This is a genomic window from Paenibacillus sp. FSL H8-0048 (genome assembly GCF_038002825.1).
Classification (GTDB): Bacteria; Bacillota; Bacilli; order Paenibacillales; family Paenibacillaceae; genus Paenibacillus_AQ.
In genome coordinates this window covers 1,076,457-1,100,285 of the sequence record NZ_JBBODF010000001.1, presented here as the reverse complement: position 1 = coordinate 1,100,285, position 23,829 = coordinate 1,076,457, and the positions used below count along the sequence as shown (strand labels likewise).

Annotated in this window: 24 protein-coding genes; 21 read left to right on the top strand and 3 right to left on the bottom strand. The window is 51.6% G+C overall.

The window, feature by feature from the left end:
* Nucleotides 1-70 precede the first annotated feature (70 nt).
* The 7 genes from NSU18_RS04775 to NSU18_RS04745 all read left to right on the top strand — a co-directional run bounded on the left by NSU18_RS04775 (nucleotide 71) and on the right by NSU18_RS04745 (nucleotide 6,674).
* Entirely contained in the window at nucleotides 71-1,126 is a 1,056-nt protein-coding gene (locus NSU18_RS04775; RefSeq protein WP_341021575.1) for an ABC transporter ATP-binding protein, read from the top strand.
* A 70-nt stretch (nucleotides 1,127-1,196) separates the two neighbouring features.
* Nucleotides 1,197-1,991 carry an ABC transporter permease gene (locus NSU18_RS04770; RefSeq protein WP_341023302.1) on the top strand — a complete coding sequence of 265 codons (795 nt, stop codon included), beginning with the start codon at nucleotides 1,197-1,199 and terminating at the stop codon, nucleotides 1,989-1,991.
* 8 nt (nucleotides 1,992-1,999) lie between these two features.
* A complete protein-coding gene (locus NSU18_RS04765) occupies nucleotides 2,000-2,785 on the top strand; it encodes an ABC transporter permease (protein ID WP_341021578.1) in 786 nt (261 codons plus the stop codon).
* A gap of 243 nt (nucleotides 2,786-3,028) precedes the next feature.
* The gene (locus NSU18_RS04760) at nucleotides 3,029-4,015 is read left to right on the top strand and encodes an ROK family protein (protein WP_341148385.1); all 987 of its coding nucleotides are present in this window, start codon (nucleotides 3,029-3,031) and stop codon (nucleotides 4,013-4,015) included.
* 672 nt (nucleotides 4,016-4,687) lie between these two features.
* Nucleotides 4,688-5,620 (top strand): NAD-dependent epimerase/dehydratase family protein, encoded by a 933-nt coding sequence (locus NSU18_RS04755; RefSeq protein WP_341148384.1) that lies wholly within the window; start codon nucleotides 4,688-4,690, stop codon nucleotides 5,618-5,620.
* 115 nt (nucleotides 5,621-5,735) lie between these two features.
* Complete coding sequence (locus tag NSU18_RS04750) at nucleotides 5,736-6,266, top strand: hypothetical protein (protein WP_341021581.1); 531 nt, start codon at nucleotides 5,736-5,738, stop codon at nucleotides 6,264-6,266.
* 48 nt (nucleotides 6,267-6,314) lie between these two features.
* Nucleotides 6,315-6,674, top strand: coding sequence for a DUF6054 family protein (locus tag NSU18_RS04745; protein WP_341148383.1), 360 nt, complete (start codon nucleotides 6,315-6,317; stop codon nucleotides 6,672-6,674).
* Between the two features lie 90 nt (nucleotides 6,675-6,764).
* Here NSU18_RS04745 and NSU18_RS04740 read toward each other — a convergent pair whose 3' ends face one another.
* Nucleotides 6,765-7,208 (bottom strand): DUF4395 domain-containing protein, encoded by a 444-nt coding sequence (locus NSU18_RS04740; protein ID WP_341148382.1) that lies wholly within the window; start codon nucleotides 7,206-7,208, stop codon nucleotides 6,765-6,767.
* 207 nt (nucleotides 7,209-7,415) lie between these two features.
* On the opposite strand from NSU18_RS04740, the gene NSU18_RS04735 reads away from it, so the two are divergent.
* The 9 genes from NSU18_RS04735 to NSU18_RS04695 all read left to right on the top strand — a co-directional run bounded on the left by NSU18_RS04735 (nucleotide 7,416) and on the right by NSU18_RS04695 (nucleotide 15,776).
* Nucleotides 7,416-7,985, top strand: a complete 570-nt coding sequence (locus NSU18_RS04735; protein ID WP_341148381.1) for a TetR/AcrR family transcriptional regulator — start codon at nucleotides 7,416-7,418, stop codon at nucleotides 7,983-7,985.
* A 66-nt stretch (nucleotides 7,986-8,051) separates the two neighbouring features.
* Entirely contained in the window at nucleotides 8,052-9,506 is a 1,455-nt protein-coding gene (locus NSU18_RS04730; RefSeq protein WP_341023303.1) for a DHA2 family efflux MFS transporter permease subunit, read from the top strand.
* Nucleotides 9,507-9,664: 158 nt separating this feature from the next.
* Nucleotides 9,665-9,901, top strand: coding sequence for a hypothetical protein (locus NSU18_RS04725; RefSeq protein ID WP_341148380.1), 237 nt, complete (start codon nucleotides 9,665-9,667; stop codon nucleotides 9,899-9,901).
* Between the two features lie 143 nt (nucleotides 9,902-10,044).
* Nucleotides 10,045-10,377: a PadR family transcriptional regulator gene (locus tag NSU18_RS04720; protein WP_341021590.1), complete on the top strand. Its 333-nt coding sequence runs from the start codon at nucleotides 10,045-10,047 to the stop codon at nucleotides 10,375-10,377.
* Nucleotides 10,374-11,714, top strand: a complete 1,341-nt coding sequence (locus tag NSU18_RS04715; protein ID WP_341148379.1) for an FtsW/RodA/SpoVE family cell cycle protein — start codon at nucleotides 10,374-10,376, stop codon at nucleotides 11,712-11,714. The genes NSU18_RS04720 and NSU18_RS04715 overlap by 4 nt, the downstream gene beginning before the upstream one ends.
* 69 nt (nucleotides 11,715-11,783) lie before the next feature.
* Complete coding sequence (locus NSU18_RS04710) at nucleotides 11,784-12,551, top strand: M15 family metallopeptidase (protein WP_341148378.1); 768 nt, start codon at nucleotides 11,784-11,786, stop codon at nucleotides 12,549-12,551.
* 99 nt (nucleotides 12,552-12,650) lie between these two features.
* On the top strand, nucleotides 12,651-13,427 hold the full coding sequence (locus NSU18_RS04705) for a stalk domain-containing protein (RefSeq protein ID WP_341021596.1): 777 nt from the start codon (nucleotides 12,651-12,653) through the stop codon (nucleotides 13,425-13,427).
* A gap of 195 nt (nucleotides 13,428-13,622) precedes the next feature.
* Nucleotides 13,623-14,246, top strand: coding sequence for a TetR/AcrR family transcriptional regulator (locus tag NSU18_RS04700; protein ID WP_341148377.1), 624 nt, complete (start codon nucleotides 13,623-13,625; stop codon nucleotides 14,244-14,246).
* A gap of 42 nt (nucleotides 14,247-14,288) precedes the next feature.
* Entirely contained in the window at nucleotides 14,289-15,776 is a 1,488-nt protein-coding gene (locus NSU18_RS04695; RefSeq protein WP_341021599.1) for a DHA2 family efflux MFS transporter permease subunit, read from the top strand.
* Nucleotides 15,777-16,044: 268 nt separating this feature from the next.
* On the opposite strand, the gene NSU18_RS04690 is transcribed toward NSU18_RS04695, so the two are convergent.
* Nucleotides 16,045-16,944, bottom strand: coding sequence for a DMT family transporter (locus NSU18_RS04690; protein WP_341148376.1), 900 nt, complete (start codon nucleotides 16,942-16,944; stop codon nucleotides 16,045-16,047).
* 120 nt (nucleotides 16,945-17,064) lie between these two features.
* On the opposite strand from NSU18_RS04690, the gene NSU18_RS04685 reads away from it, so the two are divergent.
* Nucleotides 17,065-17,946: a LysR family transcriptional regulator gene (locus tag NSU18_RS04685; protein WP_341021602.1), complete on the top strand. Its 882-nt coding sequence runs from the start codon at nucleotides 17,065-17,067 to the stop codon at nucleotides 17,944-17,946.
* A 72-nt stretch (nucleotides 17,947-18,018) separates the two neighbouring features.
* Here the strand turns inward: NSU18_RS04685 and NSU18_RS04680 are convergent, their stop codons facing one another.
* Nucleotides 18,019-19,332 carry a transcriptional regulator gene (locus NSU18_RS04680; protein WP_341148375.1) on the bottom strand — a complete coding sequence of 438 codons (1,314 nt, stop codon included), beginning with the start codon at nucleotides 19,330-19,332 and terminating at the stop codon, nucleotides 18,019-18,021.
* A gap of 224 nt (nucleotides 19,333-19,556) precedes the next feature.
* On the opposite strand from NSU18_RS04680, the gene NSU18_RS04675 reads away from it, so the two are divergent.
* The 4 genes from NSU18_RS04675 to NSU18_RS04660 are packed head-to-tail and all read left to right on the top strand — an operon-like array spanning nucleotide 19,557 to nucleotide 23,704.
* A complete protein-coding gene (locus tag NSU18_RS04675) occupies nucleotides 19,557-20,783 on the top strand; it encodes a M20 metallopeptidase family protein (protein ID WP_341150983.1) in 1,227 nt (408 codons plus the stop codon).
* Nucleotides 20,784-20,812: 29 nt separating this feature from the next.
* Entirely contained in the window at nucleotides 20,813-21,652 is an 840-nt protein-coding gene (locus NSU18_RS04670) for an enoyl-CoA hydratase/isomerase family protein (protein WP_341148374.1), read from the top strand.
* Nucleotides 21,642-22,478, top strand: a complete 837-nt coding sequence (locus NSU18_RS04665; RefSeq protein WP_341148373.1) for an enoyl-CoA hydratase/isomerase family protein — start codon at nucleotides 21,642-21,644, stop codon at nucleotides 22,476-22,478. The genes NSU18_RS04670 and NSU18_RS04665 overlap by 11 nt, the downstream gene beginning before the upstream one ends.
* Nucleotides 22,479-22,495: 17 nt before the next feature.
* Nucleotides 22,496-23,704, top strand: a complete 1,209-nt coding sequence (locus NSU18_RS04660; RefSeq protein ID WP_341148372.1) for an L-serine ammonia-lyase, iron-sulfur-dependent, subunit alpha — start codon at nucleotides 22,496-22,498, stop codon at nucleotides 23,702-23,704.
* Nucleotides 23,705-23,829: the final 125 nt, after the last annotated feature.

Below are 23,829 nucleotides of genomic sequence, written 5' to 3'. Positions count from 1 at the left end.
GCTGGACGGATATGCATCCATTCCATTATAATGGGGTACTGAACCCAATCCTAGCTTAGTGAGGTAACCTATGAATGCAATTCAAGTGCAGGACTTGCGCAAGACCTTCAAAGTCCAAAAAAACCGCGAGGGCCTCAAAGGGGCCTTCGCTGATTTGTTTAAAAGGCAGTATTCCGAAGTGACAGCAGTCAAGGATATCTCGTTCAGCATTCCCGAAGGTGAAATCTGCGGATATATCGGAGAGAACGGTGCTGGGAAATCGACGACGATCAAGATGCTCACTGGAATTCTTGTCCCTACCGCCGGCAGTCTGACTGTTGGCGGCTTCGTGCCGTATGAGGAGCGCGAGAAGTTCGTGCAAAACATCGGCGTCGTTTTCGGCCAGCGGAGCCAGCTCTGGTGGGATATCGGCGTGATTGAATCCTTTCAGCTGCTGCGCAAGGTATACCGGGTGCCCGAGCAAGAATTCAAGAAACGGCTCGATGAGCTCGTGGAACGCCTGGAGCTTCAGGATCTGCTGAACCGTCCGGTCCGTAAGCTCAGTCTGGGCCAGCGGATGCGCTGCGAGCTGGTAGCCGCACTGCTGCACAATCCGTCCATTCTGTTCCTGGATGAGCCGACGATTGGACTGGATATTGTCGTGAAGTCGGAGATCCGTGAATTCCTGAAGGATATGAACCGGGAGCATGGCACAACTATCCTGCTGACAACACATGATCTGCAGGACATCGAAGCGCTCTGTTCGCGGGTCATCATGCTTGATGACGGGCGGATTATCTATGACGGAGGTCTGGAGGATCTGAAGCAGCGCTGGGGAACCGGGCGTGAGGTGCAGTTCCAGTTCGGAGCGGCTACGAAGCTGCAGCAGCTGATCCACTGGACGGACGGCATGCCGGTTACCTGGACCGCGGAGAATGAGCTGGCGGCCAAGGTCTGGATTCCGCTGGAGCTGAATGTATCGGATGTGCTGGGCCGTGTCGTCGGCCAGGCCGATATAACAGACATCAAAATCATCGAAACGAACACGGATGACATCGTCCGCAGTATTTACCAGTCAGGCTCAGCTGAGAAGCCGGAGGAGCGGATTGCCGCCCTCAGCGATGAGAAAGAGGTTATCCATGTCTGAGAAGCTGGCAACGGCAGTGCCCTCCTCCGGCGGTTCTCCGGGCGGTTCCCGGGAGAATGGGCGGAGGCTGCTGCTTGGCGCTTATTTTGATTTTATCCGTATCCGGTTCCTGACCATGCTTGCTTACCGGGTGAATTACTATTCGGGGATTCTGATCTACACGCTTAATATCGGGGTGAACTATTTCACCTGGAGAGCGATCTATGGCGATGGTGAATCGCTTGGCGGCTTTACCGGGGCGCAGATGACCACCTATGTGGCGGTGTCCTGGATGGCGCGGGCCTTCTACTTCAACAATCTGGACCGGGAGATCTCTACGGATATCCGTGATGGAAGCATCGCGATCCAGTTCATCCGTCCTTATAATTATGTGCTGGTCAAAATGATGCAGGGTCTCGGCGAAGGCCTGTTCCGCTTCATGATGCTGATGATTCCGGGCATGCTGATTGCCATTCTGCTGTTTCCGGTACAGCTCCCGACGGAGCCTTCGGCTTGGGCCGGGTTCCTGGTCATGCTGTTCTTCAGCTTCCTGATCAGCTCGCAGATTAATATTATCACAGGCCTGTCAGCCTTCTTCGTGGAGAACAATGAGGGGATGATGCGCATGAAGCGTGTGGTCGTGGATCTGTTCTCAGGGCTGATTGTGCCAATTACTTTGTTCCCGGACTGGTTGTCTTCCGTGCTTAAGGTTCTTCCCTTCCAGGCAATTACCTATCTGCCGGGTTCTGTATTTACAGGCCGGGTGCAGGGGGTAGGCATCTGGAATGTGCTGGGTATCCAGGTTATCTGGTTCCTGATTCTGCTCATTCCGATTGTCTGGCTAAATCACGCAGCGCGTCAGCGGCTGTTCGTGCAGGGGGGTTAAGCTGAGCTATGTACTACCTGGGCTTATTGATTGAATATCTGAAGAATTATATGAAAACACGGTTAACCTACCGCGCGGATTTCTGGGTGGAGGTCATCTCCGACCTGCTGTTCCAGGCGACGAACTTTATCTTCATCCTGGTCATCTTCATGCACACCGACAGCCTGGGCGGCTGGAATCAGAACGAAGTGGTGTTCGTCTACGGCTTCTTCATGGTGCCGTTCGGCGTGTTCAGCTGCTTCGTCAATATGTGGGGCTTCAGTGAACGGTATATTGTCAAAGGCGAAATGGACCGCATCCTGACCCGTCCAGCGCATAACCTGTTCCAGATCTTCCTGGAGAATGTGGACCCGCCGTCCCTGTTCGGCTCTATCATCGGGCTGATTATCATGGCGATCAGCGGCAGCAATCTGGGCCTGCCGTTTGAATGGTGGACTCTGCCGATGCTGATTCTTCTGACCCTCAGCGCAGTAGCCATTTATACGGGGATCTATACGACACTGACCTCGTTGTCGTTCTATTCGGATGCCCCGACAGGCATTCTGCCGCTGATGTATAACATCCAGACGTACGGACGTTATCCGGTAACGATCTACAACCGGGCGATTCAGGTGCTGCTGACCTGGATTATCCCGTTTGCTTTTGTCGGGATATATCCGGCGGCCTTGTTCCTGCACCGCGATGAGATGCGGACGATGGCGCTGCTGACCCCTCTGGTCGGTGTGGTCTTCCTCAGCATCGGCCTGATGGCCTGGAGCTTCGGAGTGAAGCGGTATAAGGGCGCCGGTTCTTAAGGTTCTTAAGACGGTGGAATGAAATAGCTATAGAGTGAGGGGTGCCCCGCAGCATGAGTATTGGCTGCCGGGGCACCCCTCTTTGTCAATAATATAACAGCAATCGCTATCCGCAGGATGTTTGTTTTCAAGTGAAACGTACTATCCATATGCTCGGAAAATGCTACTTAACTAAAAGTTGAAAGCGCATAATAAGAGGAGAGAATTACAGCATTCTAATGAGAGAAAGAAGGATGGAGCTGGATGGACAACAAATACATAGTCGGCATTGATCTGGGCGGAACTAATATTAAGGCAGGCTTATTCGATGAGCACTTCACAGCGTTAGAGGAGCTATCAATACCCACAGAAGCGCAGCTGGGTCCGGCCCATGTGCTGGAGCGGATCAGGCTTGCCGTTACTCAGCTGTGTGCGGGAAGCGGAATTTACGAGTCGCAGATTGCCTGTATGGGTATGGGAATCCCAGGGCTCCTCGACCCGGAGGAGGGCCTGTCGGTCTTCTCACCGAATTTTCCCGGCTGGGAGCAGGTCCATGTGGTCAACGAAATGAAGCCATACTACAACTTCAATGTATACATAGACAATGATGTGCGCGTTAATCTCTACGGGGAATGGCAACGGGGTGCCGGACAAGGGCACAGGCATCTGATTCTGCTCACACTTGGGACGGGGCTCGGTTCAGGGATGGTCCATGACGGCAAGGTGCTCTACGGGACAACCTTCAGTGCTGGTGAAATCGGACATATGAATATGTTCCGGCAGGGGCGGCCCTGCCGCTGCGGAAGCTCTGGATGCCTGGGGAGGTATGTATCTGCAGTGGGGATGGTGAATACCTTCAAGGAGAAGCTGGAGGCAGGGAGGGGCAGCCTGATTCAGACCTGGACTAAGCAGGATCAGGAGCAAATCACGGCACAGATGATCTCGGAGGCGTATGATCTGGGAGACCCCCTGGCCATTGAAGTCATGCATGAGACGGGGGAGCTGCTGGGGTTCGGGCTGGCGAATGTGATCAATCTGCTGAACCCGGAGCTGATTATTATCGGGGGCGGCATGGCCGCAGCAGGAGACCGTCTCCTGAATAGTGTCCGCGATACCGTAAATGCCCATGCGCTGAAGCTGTCTGCAAGCCGGTGCCGGATTGTTCAGGCGGAGCTGGGCAGCAGGGCGGGTACGTTGGGTGCGGCTGTGTATGCTTATCGGAAACAGAGCAGGCACAACTATATAGATTGAACTAAAAAATGGAGCTAGAATCAGATTAAAAAGAATGGACAAGCTTGTTAAACCCTATCAACCCAAAATCTAATGGACCGGAGAGATCTTATCCCCGCGAAAACGCCAATTTTTGCAGCTTAACGGACTCAGTGGACCTTATAGTTTCTCTATGAGACGTTTCGGAGCTAACGTGCAAAGGATAAGGCCTGTGGAGTCCGTTACTCGCCCAATTGGAGACTTTCTTCTCAAATAAGTGCAGCTCAGTCCGTTACGCTAAGCCAAACGCCCCTGAAGAACAACGCCCGCTTGGTAAAAAGATGTAATTTGAAGGGGAACTGCGTCTGCTCCACTATTTTGAATCTGATAAGGTAATAGTTCAATTTATATAGACTATTCTAATTGAGCAGAAATGCGCTGATGCAAAAATATTGAATTCAAATAATTCACCATATGTCCATATATAAGCCCCGAATCGACATGAATCGTCAAATTAACCCAATGAATATAGTAACTGACAGGCGATATACTGATAACAGTGCAGATAAATGGAATATATATCCTCCTCTTCTAAGGAAGCAGATGGGATGATCCGGTTCTTCCATACTGCGTATTATAATCACGGGCAGATTGAATGAACCGTTAGCAGGTTGCTGAAGGTCTTCATGCGTTCGTTAAGGAGCCGTTCATGTTATGAATCTCGTAATTGGGGGCAATGGCGGTCTGGGCCATTCCATCACACAAGAATTACTGTCACGCGGGAAGCTGGTGACGGCTACATATCACCGTTCCAGTCAGGCTCTGCGCAGGCTGAAGGGCCCGCTGCTGACTCTGGCGGCAGTGGATGTAATGAATGAGAAGGTGCTTGCTGAAGCGCTGAATGGGGTGACGACCCTCTATTTCTGCCTAAATGTGCCGTACCAGGATTGGTACTCTGTCATGCCTGAGGCACTGGAGCGCGTGACGCGCCTGCTTAAGACCGGTCAGACGCTGGTATTTCCGGGCAATATCTACGGCTACGGCAAGCTCCAATATCTTCCTGCGGATGAACGCCATCCGAAGGAGGCACGAACCCGCAAGGGGAAACTGCGGAATCAACTGGAGGAGCTGCTTAAGGCAGAGTCTGAACGGCGGGGCTTCCGTTATGTAATTCCGCGGTACCCGGATTATTACGGTCCCAATGTCACGAACCGGTTATTCGGACCGATCTTCAGCGGAGCGCTTCAGGCCAGAACGATTAAGTGGCCTGTGAAGCTGGATGTCCCGCATGATCTGGTCTATATCCGTGATGCGGCCAGAGCGGCTGTACTGCTGGCGGAGAGCGGAGAACAGGGGGAGTGGCATGTGTCCGGCTCCGGTGCTATTGAGGGGCGTCAATTCCTGATGAATATCCAGCATGCGGCTGGCAGCAAGGGGAAGTGCTGTGCGCTGCCGGCCTGGGCAGTCGGAGTAGCCGGTGTATTCAATAAGGAAGCGAACGAATTCCATGAGCTTCTCTATGAATTCGAGTATCCGCTCCTGCTGAATGATAATAAATTCATGATGCGGTTCCCCGAATACAATCCGACATCGTATAAGAAGGGAATTAAGGAGACCATCGACTGGTTCCGCGAAGAGCTGGGTTAGCGGACTTACCCGGGGATAAATAAGCAGCAGCACTTTTAGTGACAAGCTTCAAGAATTGTACGCCGTCCCGGGTAGCATGATATGCTATAGGCAGTAATACACGGGAGGTAATATGATGACACGCGACATACAGCATATGCCTTATGGCTATGAACCGCCAGCCAATGAACGTAAGGGAACGCTCATCTTCTATGATTCGTTCGAGCATATATCGGATATGGAGCTGCTTAAGGCGGCGGAGACGGCAGTGGAGCGCAGGTTCATGAAGCTGGTACTCTACCCGCTGCACGAAGAAACGGTCCGGCGGATGACGAAGGAGCCGGTGAAGGCCTGGTATAAGCGGGATGACCGGCTGCATGAGTGGAAAAAAGAGCAGGGACAGTCCTTCATCACCGTAGAGAGCCTCGAAGGTAAGCGGAAGAAGTATACCCCGCTGGATTCGGCACTGCGTCATATCAGCGATATATATCCCGCGCCGTATTTTCTCTATCTGACTCCAGCTATGGCGAATCTGTTCGCCTCCTTCGCCTCCTTCGAGGAGTGGATCGTGAAGCTGCGCCTGCTGCTCTCCGAAGCGCCGGCACAGGTCCATCCGCGCCTGGAGAAGTTCCGTCACCGCTGGGATGTGGCAGAGAGTGAACGCTGAACGGGTTACACCTGAGATTTGAAGCATAATTCCGTGAGGAGGATAAGCATGGGAGAGTCTTATCAACTGAATGTCGAATTGCAGCCGGATGAGGTAATGATGCGGATCAAAGAGGGGATGACACAGCGGTCGGAGCTTCTGTATGAGGAGCTTAACGAGGTCAGGAATGGCCGGATGATCGGGACGCTGATTTATGAACGCTTTTACTTCCGGTCCAGAAATCAGGCGGCGCTGGTAATTATCGTGGATAATCTGCTGCAGGGAACCGTGAGTAATGTCCCTCTCATTCCGGCAGGCGCCTCCCAAGGCTTGATTCTTAAGATGGATTGGGGCGCAGGCCAGAGCTTCGCATCTACAGTAGAAGAGATCCTTGAAGATTACGTTGTGAAGTATGTATGTTGTGAGTAAGCCGTTTAGAAGAAGAGGCAATTCAGGCCATCCAGGCCTTGACAGTAGTATTAGACTGCTGCAAGGACTGGCTGGCCTGTTCTGTGTAAATTACTTATGAAGCTCAGCCTGCTTGCGTCTGTAGGTGTACATTCTCCACTGATAATGAATGAAGCAGCCGATGCAAAAGCCGAGAATAGCAACCGTTGCTGCGGCTCCGACCATGATGGTGAAGATATATCCGGCAAGTGTCCAGCCCGCGAGAAAGCTGATCAGTCCGCCCGCCAGACAGAAGACGGCAATCTTCTGGTTAAACTGCTGCTGCTCCGGGTCTTCCAATACATAGGCGGATCGCGGCTTCGTCAGCAGCGGGCTGCACAGCCTGATGACGGGATTATATCCGAAGATTAGACCTGATATTCCAGCGGCAAGCGGGAAGGCAAGAATCCAGTGGAGGCCTGTGAGTAAGGCCAGTAATACAGATATGACAATGAAGGCCTGATTGAGCTTCACTAACGGCCGGGGAATTCCCTGCATTGCAGGCTTTTGACTCATTATAATCGTACCTTTCACATTGGAATTATTAAGTTTAATTTGATTATAGCGGCAGAACGGGGTTGAAGCAATCCTTAAGTCTTATGATCCCAAGGTGAAAATTAAAATTTGAAATTATTATCCATTGACAGGAGGAGTTCTTTGTGGTTTTATTATATAGACCAATTGTTATAATTGTTGGATCGTCAAGATAAGGAAGTGTAGAGCTTGTCGAACAAGCCTAATGCACGCGAAGCCATTGTGGATACGGCTTCCAGGTTGTTTTTTACACAGGGGTACCATGCTACCGGACTGAATCAGATCATCAAGGACAGCGAATCGCCCAAGGGTTCCTTGTATTATTATTTCCCCCACGGCAAAGAAGAGCTGGCCCTGACCTGCATTAACCGGACTAGTGAAGAGGTAGCCCATTTATTGCGCCATTATATGGAGGGTGAAGCGGCACCGGCTTTGGCTGTGCAGAATTTCATCATGTCTATGGCAAATGAGGCGGAGCAATCCTCTTTTGAAGGACTGGTTCCGTTCAGCTTCTGGGTAGCCGTTGAGACTTCCTGTGTCAGCCATGAGCTGCGCACTGCATGCCAGTGTGTCTTCAAGGATTGGCAGGATATTATTGCAAAGCGTCTGATCCGGGAGGGGGTACAGGAGGAAACGGCAGAGCGCAAAGCTTCAGTGGTGGTCTCCTTGTTTGAGGGAGCGCTGCTGCAGGCGTTGACCTGCAGAAATATTCAACCGCTGGAAGCGGCAGCAGAGTGCATTCCGGCGATACTGGCTTAACCGTACTACGTAAGACTATAGAGAGATACACACAGATACCAGGAGGATACGAGAGTGAACGCAACTATGACTGATAAGGGGTCAAGCAACCCCCGGCAATTCAAGACTTTACCCATTCTGATCTCCCTGCTGATTGCCGGCTTCATCGGCATGTTCAGTGAGACCGCCTTAAATGTAGCTTTAAGCGATCTTATGAATGTCCTGCAAATTACACCATCGACGGCGCAGTGGCTGACTACCGCCTATCTGCTGACGCTGGGCATCCTGGTTCCGATCTCGGGGATGCTGCTGCAGTGGTTTACCACAAGACAGCTATTCGTAGCGGCTCTAAGCTTCTCCATTCTGGGTACGTTCCTTGCAGCGATGTCGCCGAATTTCGAATTTCTGCTCACTGCTAGAGTGGTGCAGGCGATGGGAACCGCGCTGCTGCTGCCGCTGATGTTCAATACGATTCTAATCATCATTCCCGCTGAGAAAAGAGGGGCGGCGATGGGACTTATCGGCTTGGTAATCATGGTTGCTCCAGCGATTGGACCTACGATTGCCGGTCTGCTGATTGAGAGCCTCAGCTGGCACTGGATCTTCTGGCTATCGCTGCCGTTCCTGGTGATCGCCCTGATTAGCGGAATTCTTTTCATGCAGAATGTAACGGAAGTGACAAAACCTAAGATTGATGTCCTGTCCATTATTCTGTCCTCCTTCGGCTTCGGCGGCATTGTCTACGGCTTCAGCAGTGCTGGTGAAGCAGAAGGCTGGGGAAGTCCGAAGGTTATTATCGCCATCGTCATCGGTGCGATTGCCCTTATTCTGTTCTGTATCCGCCAGTTGACGATGAAGCAGCCGATGATTGATCTGCGCGCCTTCAAGTTCCCGATGTTCGTGGTTGGGGTGCTGATGGTCTTCATCTGTATGATGGTCATTCTCTCCTCGATGCTGATTCTTCCTATGTATCTTCAGCAGGGACAAGGGTATTCAGCCTTCAAGGCAGGATTACTGCTGCTGCCGGGCGGAATCATCAACGGTCTGATGTCGCCGGTCATGGGACGTCTGTTCGACAAATACGGTCCGAAATGGCTGGTTATCCCAGGGCTGGCGCTCGTCGCTGTCTCCTTGTGGTTCTTCTCAGGGATTACAGCTACTTCAACCGTTGTCTTCGTGATCGTGCTTCACAGTGTACTGATGATCGGAATCTCTATGATTATGATGCCTGCACAGACAAATGGGATCAATCAGCTTCCGCTGGAATACTACCCGCATGGTACAGCCATTATGAATACACTCCAGCAGGTGGCGGGTGCGATTGGTACAGCGCTGGCGGTAAGCATCATGACTTCCGGCTCCAAAAGCTACATGCAGACCGTTACTAACCCGGCTGATCCGCTGAATATCGGCGCTGCCTTCACTCATGGAGTACAGAATGCCTTTATTTTCGGAATGGTCATGGCTATTATAGGTCTGGTGATTGCGTTCTTCCTGAAGCGTGTCATCGTTTCGCATAAGACTCAGGCTTCGATGCATTAATTAATCTGCAATTGAGTAAGAACCTCTCCTTGCTAAAATGGGCAATCATTTTGGCGGGAGAGTTTTTTTTGTGTTTGTTATTGTGAAGAAAGCGAGAATGGGGACAATTGGATTATATACACTTGTTGACGAAAGATTGAACCCTTTTGGGATGGGAGTTGGAAAAACAACACTCAATTTATCTGAATTCGGCCAAAGTTGAGAATTCACAAAAATTAGTTGCTGTTTTTCCACTTGCTCCCGGGAAATATGGCGATGGAGAGGAATTAAGATACGTTTTTCCCATTGTTTCTCCGGCGAGGGGCTTGATGGTTGCGGAGTTGGCGGATTTTAAGTTTCCAAATGTTGATGAGGGCTGGTTGAAGTGCGGGTGGCTTGATCTTTGTGGACAATGATGATATACATACTGGACTTCGTTTGGTTAATACTGTATATTAAGCATAGATTAACGATGTATATATAAGCAGCTATGCTAATGATTAGAACGGACAGTATGAGTCTCTAACCGAACCAAATGAACAAACAGGAGGGAATGCCGATGAAGGTAAGCAAAGAATTGCTGAAGGGGAGCACAGGTACGATGATCCTCACTCTGCTGCTGGACAGGCCGCTGTATGGGTACGAGCTGATTAAGGAGCTGGAGCAGCGCTCGCAGGGAGTTTTTGCGCTGAAGGAGGGTACGCTCTACCCGATTCTCCATGCGATGGAGAGTGAACGCTGGGTGGAAGCGTATTGGATGGAGGTAGACGGACGCAGACGCAAATATTACCGGCTACGGGATGAAGGCAAGCATAAGCTGCAGGAGAAGAAGGCGGAATGGGCGCTGTTCAAGGGTGCCATGGATACCGTTCTGGGGGAGGGCAGCGGATGATAGAGCAGAGTAAGAAGGATTTGGAGCGTTATCTGGATACAGTATGCGCAGAAGTTAGAGCCAAAGGGATGCACAGAGAAATCCGCGATGAGCTCAGCGGACACTTCACAGATCTGGTGACGGAGCGGCTGGAGCTTGGTGCTGACGAAGAAGAGGCTCAGCGGTATGCGATCGCGCAACTGGGAGACCCGCAGGCCGTAGGCAAAGAGCTGCACCGGATTCATAAACCGCGCATTCCCTGGGGTCTGCTGGCGGGTGTACTGTTGTTGTCGGCGGTGAGTCTGCTGGGGATGGCAGCTGTGGAGGCGGGGTTTGGGGATTATTACAAAATTCCTGATGCTCTTATGCTGCGCCAATCTGTGTATATCGTTCTTGGGATCGCGGTCATGGCTATCATGTATTTTATCAATTTCAAACACTTGCAGCGGAGTTCAGGGTGGATTTATGGCGCAGCATTAATGGCGATCGGCGTCAGTATGTTGCTGGGTCTTGAGGTGACGAATGGTGTTAGGCGTTATGTGGGCATCCTAGGACTCTTCTTCGACGTGGTCGGATATAGTCCTTATGTATTTGTAGTTGCTCTGGCAGGGATATGGAACAGGCAGGGCTTCATGAAGTCATGGAGCGGACGAACAAGAGACTTGGCGGAATTGTCGTTACTGCTGCTGCCGGCCGTGATTTATGCGGTTATCCCCGCTTTTCCTGAACTGATTATATATATGGCTGTATCCCTGACACTCTATGTCCGGATGACCCGCCGCTGGATTAGAGGTTCGGTGATTGCTGTCACATTTCTAACGGGCGGGGCAATCTATGTTTGGAATCACCTGCATCTCCGGGAGCGGATCATCGCGGCCTTTCAAGCGGATCAGAGGGATACCGGCGCTGGGTGGTACTTAAATAGTGTAATTCACAACACGTTAACCTCCGCAGGCTGGAGGGGACAGGGAATGGGCTACAGAATTGCGGAAGAACGATTGTTGTTTCCGTACACGGACCTTTTTCCCGTGTATTTGATCCAAACCTTCGGCTGGGCCGGGGGGCTGCTGCTCCTCATGTTAACCTGTTGGTTTGTGCTGAAAATGGTCTTCTACGCCCGCGCGGTAAGCGACACTTACGGCCGGATGCTGATCCTGGCACTGGCTCTGATGCTCTCCATTCGTCTAATCTATGGGCTGACTATACTCACCGGCAGAATGCCGCTGATCTCCATACCGTTCCCGTTCCTGAGCTACGGCCAACATGTCTTCATTGAATTCGCGGCTCTGGGGCTGCTGATGGGGGTCTACCGGCGGAAGGATATGCTCCCTGCGGGACAAGCTCCATCTTCACTATAGACGCTCCTTGGGGCTGCAACATATACTGGAAGGGTAAATATGGGATAAGGAAGGTGAGGAGTAAGCATTGTGAACAAGCTGCGAGATACAGGCACAAGACTCGGATTACTGCTAGGAGTTATGATTGTAAGCGGGGCTGTGTTTCTGGGTGTCAAGACAACAGCTACAGCAGCGCCCGTGACTCCTGAGACACCGTTTACATCAAGTACAGTTGTGAAGAAAAATAATCTTCCCGGCGGTTTTGTCTATCTGGATGAGGTACTTCCCTCGGCGCAATATGAGATCCGTTATTATAGTGAGAATAATTTTACCGGCACCAGGGTGGACGGATATAAAGCACCGCTCGCGATCTTCTCGAAGACTGCCGCCGCTGCGCTGAAGAAGGTTAGCGAAAATCTGGAGCAGAAGGGTTATATCCTGCGGATCTATGATGCTTACCGTCCGCAGCAAGCCGTTAATCACTTCGTGCGCTGGTCACAGGATGCCGCCGATCTGAAGATGAAGCCGCAATATTATCCGAAGCTGGACAAGCGGAATCTGTTCAAGCTGGGCTTCATCGCCAAGAAATCCGGGCACTCCCGGGGCAGCACGATCGACCTGACCCTGGCCCACAAAGATACAGGCAAGCTGGTGGATATGGGCAGCCCTTATGATTTTTTCGGCGAAATCTCTTACTATAATACGACGCTCATCAGCAGCACCCAGCATGTGAACCGGAAGCTGCTGAAGGATGCGATGGTGAAGCAGGGCTTCAAGCCCTACGCCAAGGAATGGTGGCATTTCACACTGATTAAGGAGCCATACCCGAAGCAATATTTTAACTTCAAAGTGGAGTAGGGCTGTTCCAAAGCTGTACTGGAGGGTTAATGGATAATGTAAGGTTAATCTCTGAAGCATGCGCGCATAATATTGTAATACAGGAGAGGTGGGATCGATTTGTTCAAAAGAATCGCAGCCGTATTCCTTAGTGTAATGTTATTTGCAGCAGGAGCAGGTGTATTGACCAGTCATAATGTTAGTGCCGCCGGCAGCTTGAGGATTATCGTGAACGGACAGGAATTGCAGACGGCTGGGGCATCGGCTTATACAGACGGACCGGATGCCATGCTTCCACTACGGGAGACGGTAGAAGCTCTCAAGTATAAGGTCACCTTTAGTGGAGCTACCGGGACGTTCCTGCTGGAACGGTTCCAGGAGAGCATTCAGTTCAGACTCTCCGGTAAGGAGCTTGTGATGGATGGCAAGAACAAAGTCCCGTTTACAGGCGGCTTTGAGTTAAAACAAAAAAAGGCGTACGCGCCGCTGACTTTTTTTGCAGCAATCGGGTTAGTCACTTCCTATAATCCGGAAACAGGCCAGGTTGAAGTATATACACCAGAGGTAATGGCAGGTGCCGTAGCAGGACTGCTTGTAACCGGTAACTATCCGGCGCTGAAGGAGCGGTATTACGCCAAGGATGCAGAGCCCGCTGCTCTTCCGGTGCTCCAGCAAAGCTGGGAAGGAATCAGCACGCCGGCGGGCAGTTTCCTGGGAGTGAAATCGACCACAAGCACACAGCAGGATGGAGTAATGACGATTGTAAGCGTATTGTCATTCACCAAAGCGGAGGCTGTACTGACTCTGGAACTAGGTGCTTCCGGCAAGCTCAGCGAGCTGACTCTAACGCCGGTTCAGGCAGCCAGTGAAGTATGGGCCAGCCCGGCCCAACCCTAGCTTCACATAAGACATCACTTTACCCCCAAGGGAGAATTCCACAGCTTAAGTATAGCTGCAGGAATTCTCCCTTTATATTTCTGTTGACAGAATGCAGGAAAGAGAGTAATTTTAAATTCGAATTAAACAATGTTTAAATCGATGATTAGATCAAGGATTAAGATTCTGTGACAGAGGAGGGCGGCAATCTTCATTATGGCCAAACCGGACGGTAAGACGGATTCAACGGATAAAGATACGAAGCAGAATATTCTGGATGCCACCGTGGACTTAATCCGTGAGGAGGGATTCCGCTGCATCACCCTGCGCAGTATCGCAGCGCGGGCAGAGACCAATCTGGCGCTGGTGAACTACTACTACGGCTCCAAGGAGAAGCTGTTCGGCGATGCGGTCAAGCAGCTTATGGCGACTTTTGACGATGCCTTTAAGGTCCTGGAGGATACATCTTTGCCGCCAAAAGAGCGCTTGAAGCTGTTCTTCAAGCGGTACATTGTCAATCTGGGCCGCTATCCCGGCATGGCCCGGCAGATGCTTGACCAGCGGCATCATATCATGGGCTCTCATGATGAATATGCGAAATATTCCAAGCTGATGCGGATTGAGCGGATTCTGGACGCACTTGGGGAGATTACCGGAGAACAGGACCGCGATAAGCTCATGATGATGAATATGCAGATCTACGGGGCGATTGTCTTCCCGGTAATTATGGTGAGCAGCTTGCCGAAGGAGCGTGAGGATCTTCAGCAGATTTTCAGGCTGGCCCCGCTGGAGGAACAGATTGACGGGTTGTTTGAGCTGTATTTTCACAAATATCATTAATTTCTAACAGAGAGAAGAGTGGACAAGAGAATGTCAAAACCTATGAATCCAAGTAACACCGCAGCAGCAGAGGCGCCGTTCTCGCTGAGAGCTATACTGCCACCATTGCTGGCGATTATTGTCGGCATGATTATGGTTATTCTGGATAGCACCGCGGTCAATGTGGCCGTTCCGAATCTGGTGCAATATTTCGATACGGATCTGAAAACCGTTCAATGGGCGATTACCGGCTACACGCTTGCCCTTGCTGCTGTAATTCCGCTGGCCGGCTATATGACGGACCGGTTCGGGTCCAAGCAGGTATTCCTGACGACCATTGCCATGTTCGTTCTTGGCTCTGTGTTATGCTCTGTAGCTCAGACCTCGGGGCAGCTCGTCTTGTTCCGCGTCATTCAAGGCCTTGGCGGCGGCATGGTTGCTCCAATCGGTATGGCGATGGTCTTCAGACTCGCTCCGCCAGAGCGCAGAGGCTCTATTATGGGGATGCTCGGGATTCCTATGCTGCTGGCTCCGGCCCTGGGGCCGATTCTTTCGGGATGGCTGGTGGAGTATGTGAGCTGGCACTGGATTTTCCTGATTAACCTGCCAATTGGTATTGTAGGTATTATTCTGGGTCTTAAATATTTGCCGGTGACTGAGAAAAAGGGAAGAGCCCACCTCGATATCTTCGGAATCATTCTGGCTCCGCTCGCCTTCTCGATGCTGGCTTATGGCGTCAATCAAGGCGGCGGAGAGAGCTGGACTTCAACCGGGGCTATCGTAGGCTTGTCGGTTGGCGGAGCCGCATTGATCGTATTTGTCATTGTTGAACTGCTGCAAAAGCATCCGCTGCTGGAGCTGCGCGTCTTCCGTTCCTCAGACTTCACGCGCGGAATTATTTTGTCTTGGGTCACTCAGGCGGCATTGTTCGGCTCCATGCTGTTCGTTCCGCTGTATCTTCAGCAAATCCGCAATTACACGCCGCTTGAGACTGGGCTGATCCTGCTTCCCCAGGCACTGGCTTCCGGAGTAGGGATGCCGCTGGGCGGCCGCTTGTTTGACCGGATCGGTGCGCGTCCACTGGTATTTGTAGGTCTCAGTATTATATCGACGGCCCTGTTCTTGCTCTCAGGAGTTACAGTAGACACTAGCCTTCCTATTATTATGCTGTGTCTGGTCATGATGGGCCTTGGTATGGGCCTGTCGATGATGCCGGTCAATACCCATGTTCTAAACTCTGCGCCGCGTGAATGGGTGAACCGGGTTACCCCGCTTACCGCCGCTGCCCAGCAGGTTGTAGTATCGTTCGCCGTTGCCGGCATGACCGGTTACCTGACCAGCCAGATTACCGTGCATATGGGTAAAATGGCGGCCGGAAGCAATCCGCTTGCCGCTGCCGTGCAAGGCTTCGGGGATGTCTTCTTCCTTTCGGGCTGCATCGCCGTAGCTGGTGTGGTGCTCAGTCTGATTCTGCGCCGTCCGAAAGCAGCAGGCGCTGCACCTTCTCCTGAAGAACAGCAGACGGATGCCGCGATGATGATGGGGCATTAATCTGCCACAACTGTTAAAGCATAGTATAGGTACATGTAGATACAAGTTATATACGCATGTTATATGCACATCAATAACGTCCCTTACTGCCGGTTGGCAAGGGGGCGTTTTTTGTTCTTCGCAATGAATGTGATGAGGGGCGAATGTGATCGAAAAAACGATTACAATTGGACCGGGAGCGGCGCGAGGGAGTAGCTTTAGCCTGAAGGGAGGAGTAGATGAACGCCTAAGGTAATTGTTCCGCATCTACTCGATCTGCCAGAAGAAGCTATAAGTGCGCCCGCCGCTTCCTCAGCAGCCTTGCCGGAGGAACCATATGCAGCTTGCCCAGCAGCTCTGAGGCCAGAATGCCAAGCAGCACAAGGGCGGCACCGGTATAGCCCTGGAGCGAGAGCTGTTCGTGTACGAACAAGTAACCGAAGAAGGCGGCGAATACCGGCTCCAGTGCGAAGATCAGACCGGTGCGGGTCGGTGTAGTGTACTTCTGGGCAACCGGCTGCAGGATGAACCCGCAGGCGCTGCAAAAGATCCCCAGAGCCAGAATCGCGATCCAGCCCGGAAGGGTGGACGGCAGCGAAGGGGTCTCGAAGATAGCGGATAGAATCAGGGCATAGCCCCCGGCGAAGCCTAGCTGCAGAATGCCGATATTTAGTGAGTCGCAGGTCTTGACCGCCCGGCCCGTCACTAGAATCTGCACCGCGTAGAATACTGCGGACAGAATACAGAGGAGATCACCAGGCTGGATTTGCAGCGATCCGTTCAGCGTAAGCAGCCCGATGCCGCTGATGGCGAGAACGGCGCCGAAGATCTGCGGGGGTGCGACTTTTTTGCGGAAGACCAGAACCTCCAGCACCGGAACGAACACAACAGTCAGAGCGACCAGGAAACCGGCATTAGAGGTCGTTGTGGTCTTCAGCCCGAAGGTAATGCAGGTGAATACGCCAAGCAGCAGGAAGCCGAGCAAGGCTCCGTATTTCAAGGTTCTGGCATTCACACTGCGCAGCCGTTTGCGGAACAGCAGCCCCGCAAGAATGAAAGCCAGCCCGAAGCGCAGTGCGATCAGATTGAATTCTCCCAGTGTACCCAGTCCCAGCTTCATGAACAGGTAGGAGGAGCCCCAGAACAGTGTTACTACAATGAGCATTAGCTCGGCCTTCAGCGGCTTCATTCAGTCATCATCCTTCTTTATTTCAAGTGAATATAGTATAATACGCTCGAATACATAAGGTAACTGAATGTTTATCATAAGATACATGAGTAATTCTCATGTTGGGCGAGGAGACTGGACATGAGTCTGATTAAGTACGAAGTGTTCCTGAAAGTGGTGGAGCTGGGCAGTCTGACGCGGGCCGCAGAGGTGCTGGGCTTCACCCAATCCGGCATCAGCCACACACTGAGCAGCCTGGAGCACGAGTTCGGCTTCCCGCTGCTCGTGCGCAGCCGTTCGGGCGTGAAGCTGACGGTGAACGGGGAGCAGGTGCTTCAGCCGATCAGGGAGATTCTGAACTGGAATGAGCAGCTGAAGCAGCAGGTAGCGGATATTCACGGGCTGGAGACAGGGACGATTACGATCGGTACCTTTACCAGTGTCTCTGTCCATTGGCTGCCAGATATCATCAAGCAGTTCCGTGAGGAATATCCGTACATTGAGTTCAAGCTGATGGAGGGCGGTTATCTGGAGATTGAGCAGTGGATCGAGGCCGGGGTGGTTGATTGCGGCTTTCTATCCTTGCCAACCCGCGAGAAATTCGAGGTGTTCCCGCTGAAGCAGGACCGGATGCTGGCTATCCTCTCTATGGACCATCCGCTGAGCAAAGCGCCTTATATGCCGCTGGCTCAGATCGCCTACGAGGACTTCATCATTCCGAAGCCAGGTTCGGATTATGATGTGCAGCGGGTGCTGGAGAAGGCGGGCATCAAGCCGAACGTCAAGTTCTCGGCCGGGGACGATTATGCCATTATTGCCATGGTGGAAAAAGGCCTGGGCATCAGCATCCTCCCGGAGCTGGTCACCGGGTTCCAGCATGAGCGTGTTGCCATGCTTGAGCTGGAGGAGCGGAGCTTCCGTTCGCTTGGCATCGCGGTCAACTCGATGAAATATGCTTCACCGGCCACGCGGCGGTTTTTGCAGCATGTGCAGCACTGGTCGTCCAGCCAAGAAGCCGTTTAACTTGGTAAAAAGCGCAAAAAAGGCATGTTTTCTATTTTGAAAACATACCTTTTTGCCAAATGAATCCGTGTATCATCCGCTTAATTTGCGCCCATCACTGCTGAGAAACAACAGCTCATAATATTTTTTGGGCCGCCCCTTACTGTTGTCCCTTTTTTCAAATACCGTTTGTACTTGTTTGCTTTCCTCAATTTTGTTAAGAATTCGGTTGGCACCTTTGACGGTCATGGACAGGCACTGTGCAACATCCTCAGAGGATAGCTTATTGGTCCGCATGATTTCTGCGTAGGATATGATTTTCTGCAAATTGATGTTGTTGATTCCGATCCTCTTGGCTAAGTCGATGATTTCCGGGTCCCCCTGTTCAGAGAACTGGATGACATTCATGCTACGCATGGGGCCGGCAACCTTCTGATTCTCGTCTATGAAAAAGCTGGAACTGCCCGTATAGGCTTCCGCCTGTCTGTGAGCCTTGGTGGCGTTAACGTTCGCTTGAAAATATTCATGCCCCGAGCCCCACCCGATCTTCACCTTGCCCTGTATGCGCTCCTCCAGATACTCCAGCAGGGAACAATTATGAGCGTTAGAGGTAATTCTCATGAAATTGCCGTAGGTGGTATACAGTCTGACATAGCCTTCTGAGATTTGGGCCGTGTCTGCCAGATTCACGCTGCGCAGAAAATTGCCGACCAGGACGTTCAGCTCGTGAAGCTCCTCTTCGGACGACTGCTGCTCATGTTGGACCGATAGACATGCGACCACTGCCCTCTGGTTCTTAAGCTTGAGGATGGTAATTTCGTTAATGATCTCGCTGATGGTCTCTTTAACGCTCTCCAGTGTAGGCCGGATTAAGATATATTTGACGCCGTGCTTTTGGAGTTCTGGAACAAAGTGACCGAAGGCCGTGATGGACAGGTCTATTTTCTTATCTTCCCACAGCGTGATATGGTTCTCCAGCATGGTCTCCACCCGCTCCAGCAGATTTCCGCTGTTAACGGGCTTTCCTTCATGAGTCAGATATTGCTGGAATTCGCTGAAGGACTCAATAACATACGCATAATCCACATAGACCCGGGAGATATCAAGTTCAGGTTCGGTAACCAGCAGCCGGAAAAGCTCTCTGTACAGCAGATTCTCATCATCATGCAAAATGTGAACAGGTACCTTGTCATCCAGGCATTCCTTGTCGATAGCCTCGTAAAGCATCCTCCCGCTGATCACAAATCCATCGACCGAATCCAGGTTTTTGAGATAAATGTCCGTTGTTTCCCGGAAGTTGCTGATGGTAAGGAAGCGGAATTGGCATAGGGGCCGCATTTCTTCTTCAATGGCGCGGAAATAATCCATATGGGACTCTGGCGTGATAATACCCAGCTTGATTTTCATAATAGATTCCTTTCATGAACAGTTCAATCAAAAGAGTTATATCACAATAAATGTGATATTACAATGTTCCGGCAGCTCCTGAAAAAATGTTCTTAAAAAGTCTAAAAATATCTTGACAGCGGATGAAAATGCCAGTACGATAAAAACGTTCTTAAAAAGTCCTAAAATATAAAGGGGGTAAGCTTCATTCTAACTAAACGTTCATTTAATTTATGTTGCGGGAGATGTTCATTGTGAGTGAAGAAGCTGAAGACTTAACGAGTATGGCTCATCAGCTGCAGGACAAAATGGTCATGTACAGGCATCATCTTCATACGGTTCCGGAGCTTGATCTAAGTTTACCTAAGACTACTGCATACGTAAAAGAGGCATTGGAATCGATGGGGCTGAAGCCCGCTCCCGTCGGGGAATCAGGGCTAACAGTTACCATTGGCGGACAGCATGACGGGAAGGTGGTTCTGATCCGTGCGGATATGGACGCTTTGCCCATTTCAGAGGAAACGGAGCTCTCTTACGCGTCGTTGAATGGAAATATGCATGCCTGTGGGCATGACATGCACACTTCCATGCTGCTCGGAGCTGCGGAGATCCTGAAGGCTAACGAAGCTGAGCTTCGCGGGACGGTTAAGCTTATGTTCCAGCCGGGCGAGGAAACGCTGCACGGGGCAAAGATGATGCTGGAGAATGGGATTCTGGACAATCCCAAGGTGGATGCAGCCATGATGCTCCATGTGTTGACCGGAATGCCGCTTCCTCTCGGACAATTTGTAGTGCCTGAGGAAGGTGGAGCGATCTCTGCTTCTTCGGATTGGTTCGAAATCATCATCCGGGGGAGGGGCTCCCATGGAGCGATGCCGGAGGCCGCAGTGGACCCCTTAAATGTGGCTGCTCATCTACATCTGGCGCTGCAGGGTATCCTCAGCCGGGAAATATCGCCGATTGAACATGCAGTCCTTACCATCGGTGTGATGGAAGGCGGAACTACGAACAATGTAATTCCCGATACGGCCAGATTGAAAGGCAGTGTACGTACATTTAACACCGCATTGCGGGATAAAATGGAGACCCGTATCCGTGAAATTACCGCAGGGATCGGAGAAACTTTTCAGGCAAAGATGGAAGTGATCTATACACTTGGTTGTCCTGAGGTGAAAACGGATGGCGGACTTAATGAGCAAATGAGGGCTTCGATTGCCAACACTTTTGGCGAGAATTCCTACATCGGCATCACCCAGCTGGTACCCGGCGGCAAATTAATGGGCTCGGAAGACTTCGCCTTTGTCTCACAGGCGGTGCCAAGTACCACAGTGTTTCTTAACGCAGGCAATATCGAAGATGGTTATAGTTACCCTGTACACCATCCTAAGACAATGTTCTCGGATGAGGTGCTTCATAGAGGGGCTGCGGCTTATGCAGCTTTTGCCAGAGACTGGCTTGAACGAAACAGTTAAGCTCTAAACCAAACATAGGAGGAATTACAATGACAGAGAGACGTATGATTGGACCCACCAAATTCGAAGAGTACTCGGAGAAATACAAGGAATTCCTGTTAATGACCCGCCGTGACGGAATCCTTGAAGTGCGTCTGCACACGGATGGAGGTTCGTACACGCACAATTGGGAAGCTCATACCGCATGGTCTCATGCCTGGTCAGATATTGGCCGCGACCCTGAGAACGAAGTCATGATTATTACGGGAACCGGGGATAAATGGCTGATTGGCGACCCTGAGGTCTGGAATACGAAATTCATGGACTGGCCGAAGCAAAAGAAGCTCGAACAGTATCATGAATCACTGAGACTGCTTGAGAATCTGATCTTCTGCATTGACATCCCGACCATCGGGGCGGTCAACGGGCCGGGAACGCACTGTGAGCTTGCAACGCTCTGCGATATTACCATTTGTACGGAAGACGCGGACTTCTTCGATCCGCATTATCTGGGAGGCACGCCTCCGGGAGATGGAATGCTGCTCACACTGCAGAACATGATCGGTTTCAAAAAAGCAGCCTATTACGCCTACACCGGCAAGAATATCAATGGTCAGACCGCCTTGGATCTGGGTATCGTCAGTGAAGTGCTGCCCCGCGAAAAGCTTCTTCCACGCGCTTGGGAGCTGGCGGAGATGATCATGCAGGCACCGCGTTCAACAAGACATCTGTCTCACTCCATTATCTCCCGGCCATGGAAGCAGGCTCTGGTCGCCGATCAGGGATTCCAGCTTGCCCACCAGATGTACGACATGGCCATTGATGAAGAAGGAGCGCTGGAGCGGCTGAAGAAAATGCAAGGACGCCTGAGGGGCGACGATGTTCAATAGAAAGATGACGGGACCTACCCGGCTCGAAGAATACTCGGAGAAATATAAGGACTTATTCCTCATGACCCGCCGTGACGGGATACTCGAAGTGCGTATGCACACTGACGGGGGACCGTTACAATTTGACTGGCCGGTCCAAGCCGCATATGGTCATGTTTGGTCAGATATTGGCCGTGATCCTGAGAATGAGGTCATGATTCTTACAGGGACAGGAGAGCTGTGGCAGACCGGCAATCCTGAAGTCTGGACCACCAAATTCATGGATTGGCCAAACCGCCGGAAGCTGGAGATGTATCATGAATCGCTCCGGATGATTGAAAATATGGTTCATTGCCTGGACATCCCCACGATTGGGGCGATCAATGGCACAGGCGCACACTGGCAGCTGGGAACGCTTTGTGATATTACCCTTTGTGCGGAAGACACCGTGTTCTTCGATGCCCATTATCTGGGTGGTGTACCGCCTGGAGACGGAATCGTCCTGGCACTTCAAAGGATTCTGGGGAGCAAAAAAGCGGCATACTATGCATACACGGGGATGAACATTACTGCAGAGGAGGCACTGGACCTCGGTCTGGTCAGTGAGGTATTGCCTCGTGAACAGCTTCTTCCACGGGCCTGGGAGCTGGCAGAGCAGATCATGCAGGCCCCCCGCTCTACAAGGCATCTTACGCATTCGATTGTGGCGCATCCGTGGAAACAAGCTTTGGCAGAGGATCAGGGTCTTCAGCTTACCCACCAATTGGTTGATATGGCGATTGATGAAGAGGGGATTCAAGAGCGGCTGATCAAGCTCAAGGAACGTTTTCAGAGGAAAGACAACTGAGAAGGGATAAGGGTGCTATGAGATCGTTGACTGAGCTATTCAAGATTGGCAGTGGACCGTCCAGCTCCCATACCATGGGGCCGGAGAAGGCGGCCGGAATCTTAAAAGCAGAAAATGAAGACGCAGACCAGTTCAAAGCGTTGATCTATGGTTCTCTTGCCAAAACAGGCAAAGGCCATATGACGGATAAGGCTATTATTCGGGCACTCTCACCCGTCCGGACGGAGGTTCAATTTGTTCCGCAGCCTGACTTTGATCTGCCTCATCCCAATACAATGGACTTGTTTGCTTACAAGGGTGGTCAGCAAACAGCCTCCATGCGTGTTGCCAGTATCGGCGGCGGGGAGATCGTGATTGATGGGCGGGAGGAGACGCGGGGACCTGATGTCTACCCGGAGAACAGCTTTGCCGAGATCAGTGCCTATTGTAAAGCGAATCATATCCGCCTAAGCGATTACGTTGAGCAGCGTGATGGCACACAGATCTGGGAGTTCCTCCAAGGCATCTGGGAAGCGATGAAGCGTTCGATCGACGAAGGGCTGTCTGTCACAGGCATTCTGGAGGGCGGGCTTAATGTTGAGCGCAAGGCGCAATATCTGTATCATCAGGGGACTGTGGATGAGAGCCCGGAGACGCGGGAGAACCGGATCGTCAGCGCGTACGCTTTTGCCGTGAATGAACAGAATGCGGCTGCCGGTACAGTGGTAACGGCTCCAACCTGCGGGGCCTGTGGTGTTGTGCCCGCCTCGCTCCGTTATATGCAGGAGAAGCTGCAGGTCCCGGATGAACGGATTCTCCGGGCGCTGGCCGTCGGGGGGCTCATTGGCAATCTGGTGAAGCATAACGCCTCCATCAGCGGCGCTCAGTGCGGCTGTCAGGCGGAGGTAGGCACGGCTTGCTCTATGGCAGCGGCTGCATTGGCTGAATTGTCCGGTATGGAGATCGATCAGATCGAGTATGCTGCTGAGGTGGCCATGGAGCATCACTTGGGGTTAACCTGTGATCCGATTAAAGGACTGGTTCAGATCCCTTGCATTGAACGGAATGCTGTTGGTGCGATGCGGGCGATCAATGCGCTGAGTCTGGCCAAGTTCTTGTCGGGTACCCGTAAAATATCCTTTGACCTGGTTGTACAGACGATGTATGAGACAGGCCTCGATATGAACAGCAGGTACCGTGAAACTTCAGAGGGCGGGCTTGCTAAGTTTTACAACATGGGCAGTTAACTGATAATGAACGGACACAGACGAAGAACGTCCCTTTACTGCCGTTTGGCAGAGGGGGCGTTTTTTGTTTTTTTAAAATATAAGAAATTATATGTTTCACACGATAAATTATCCTTCTATTTCTC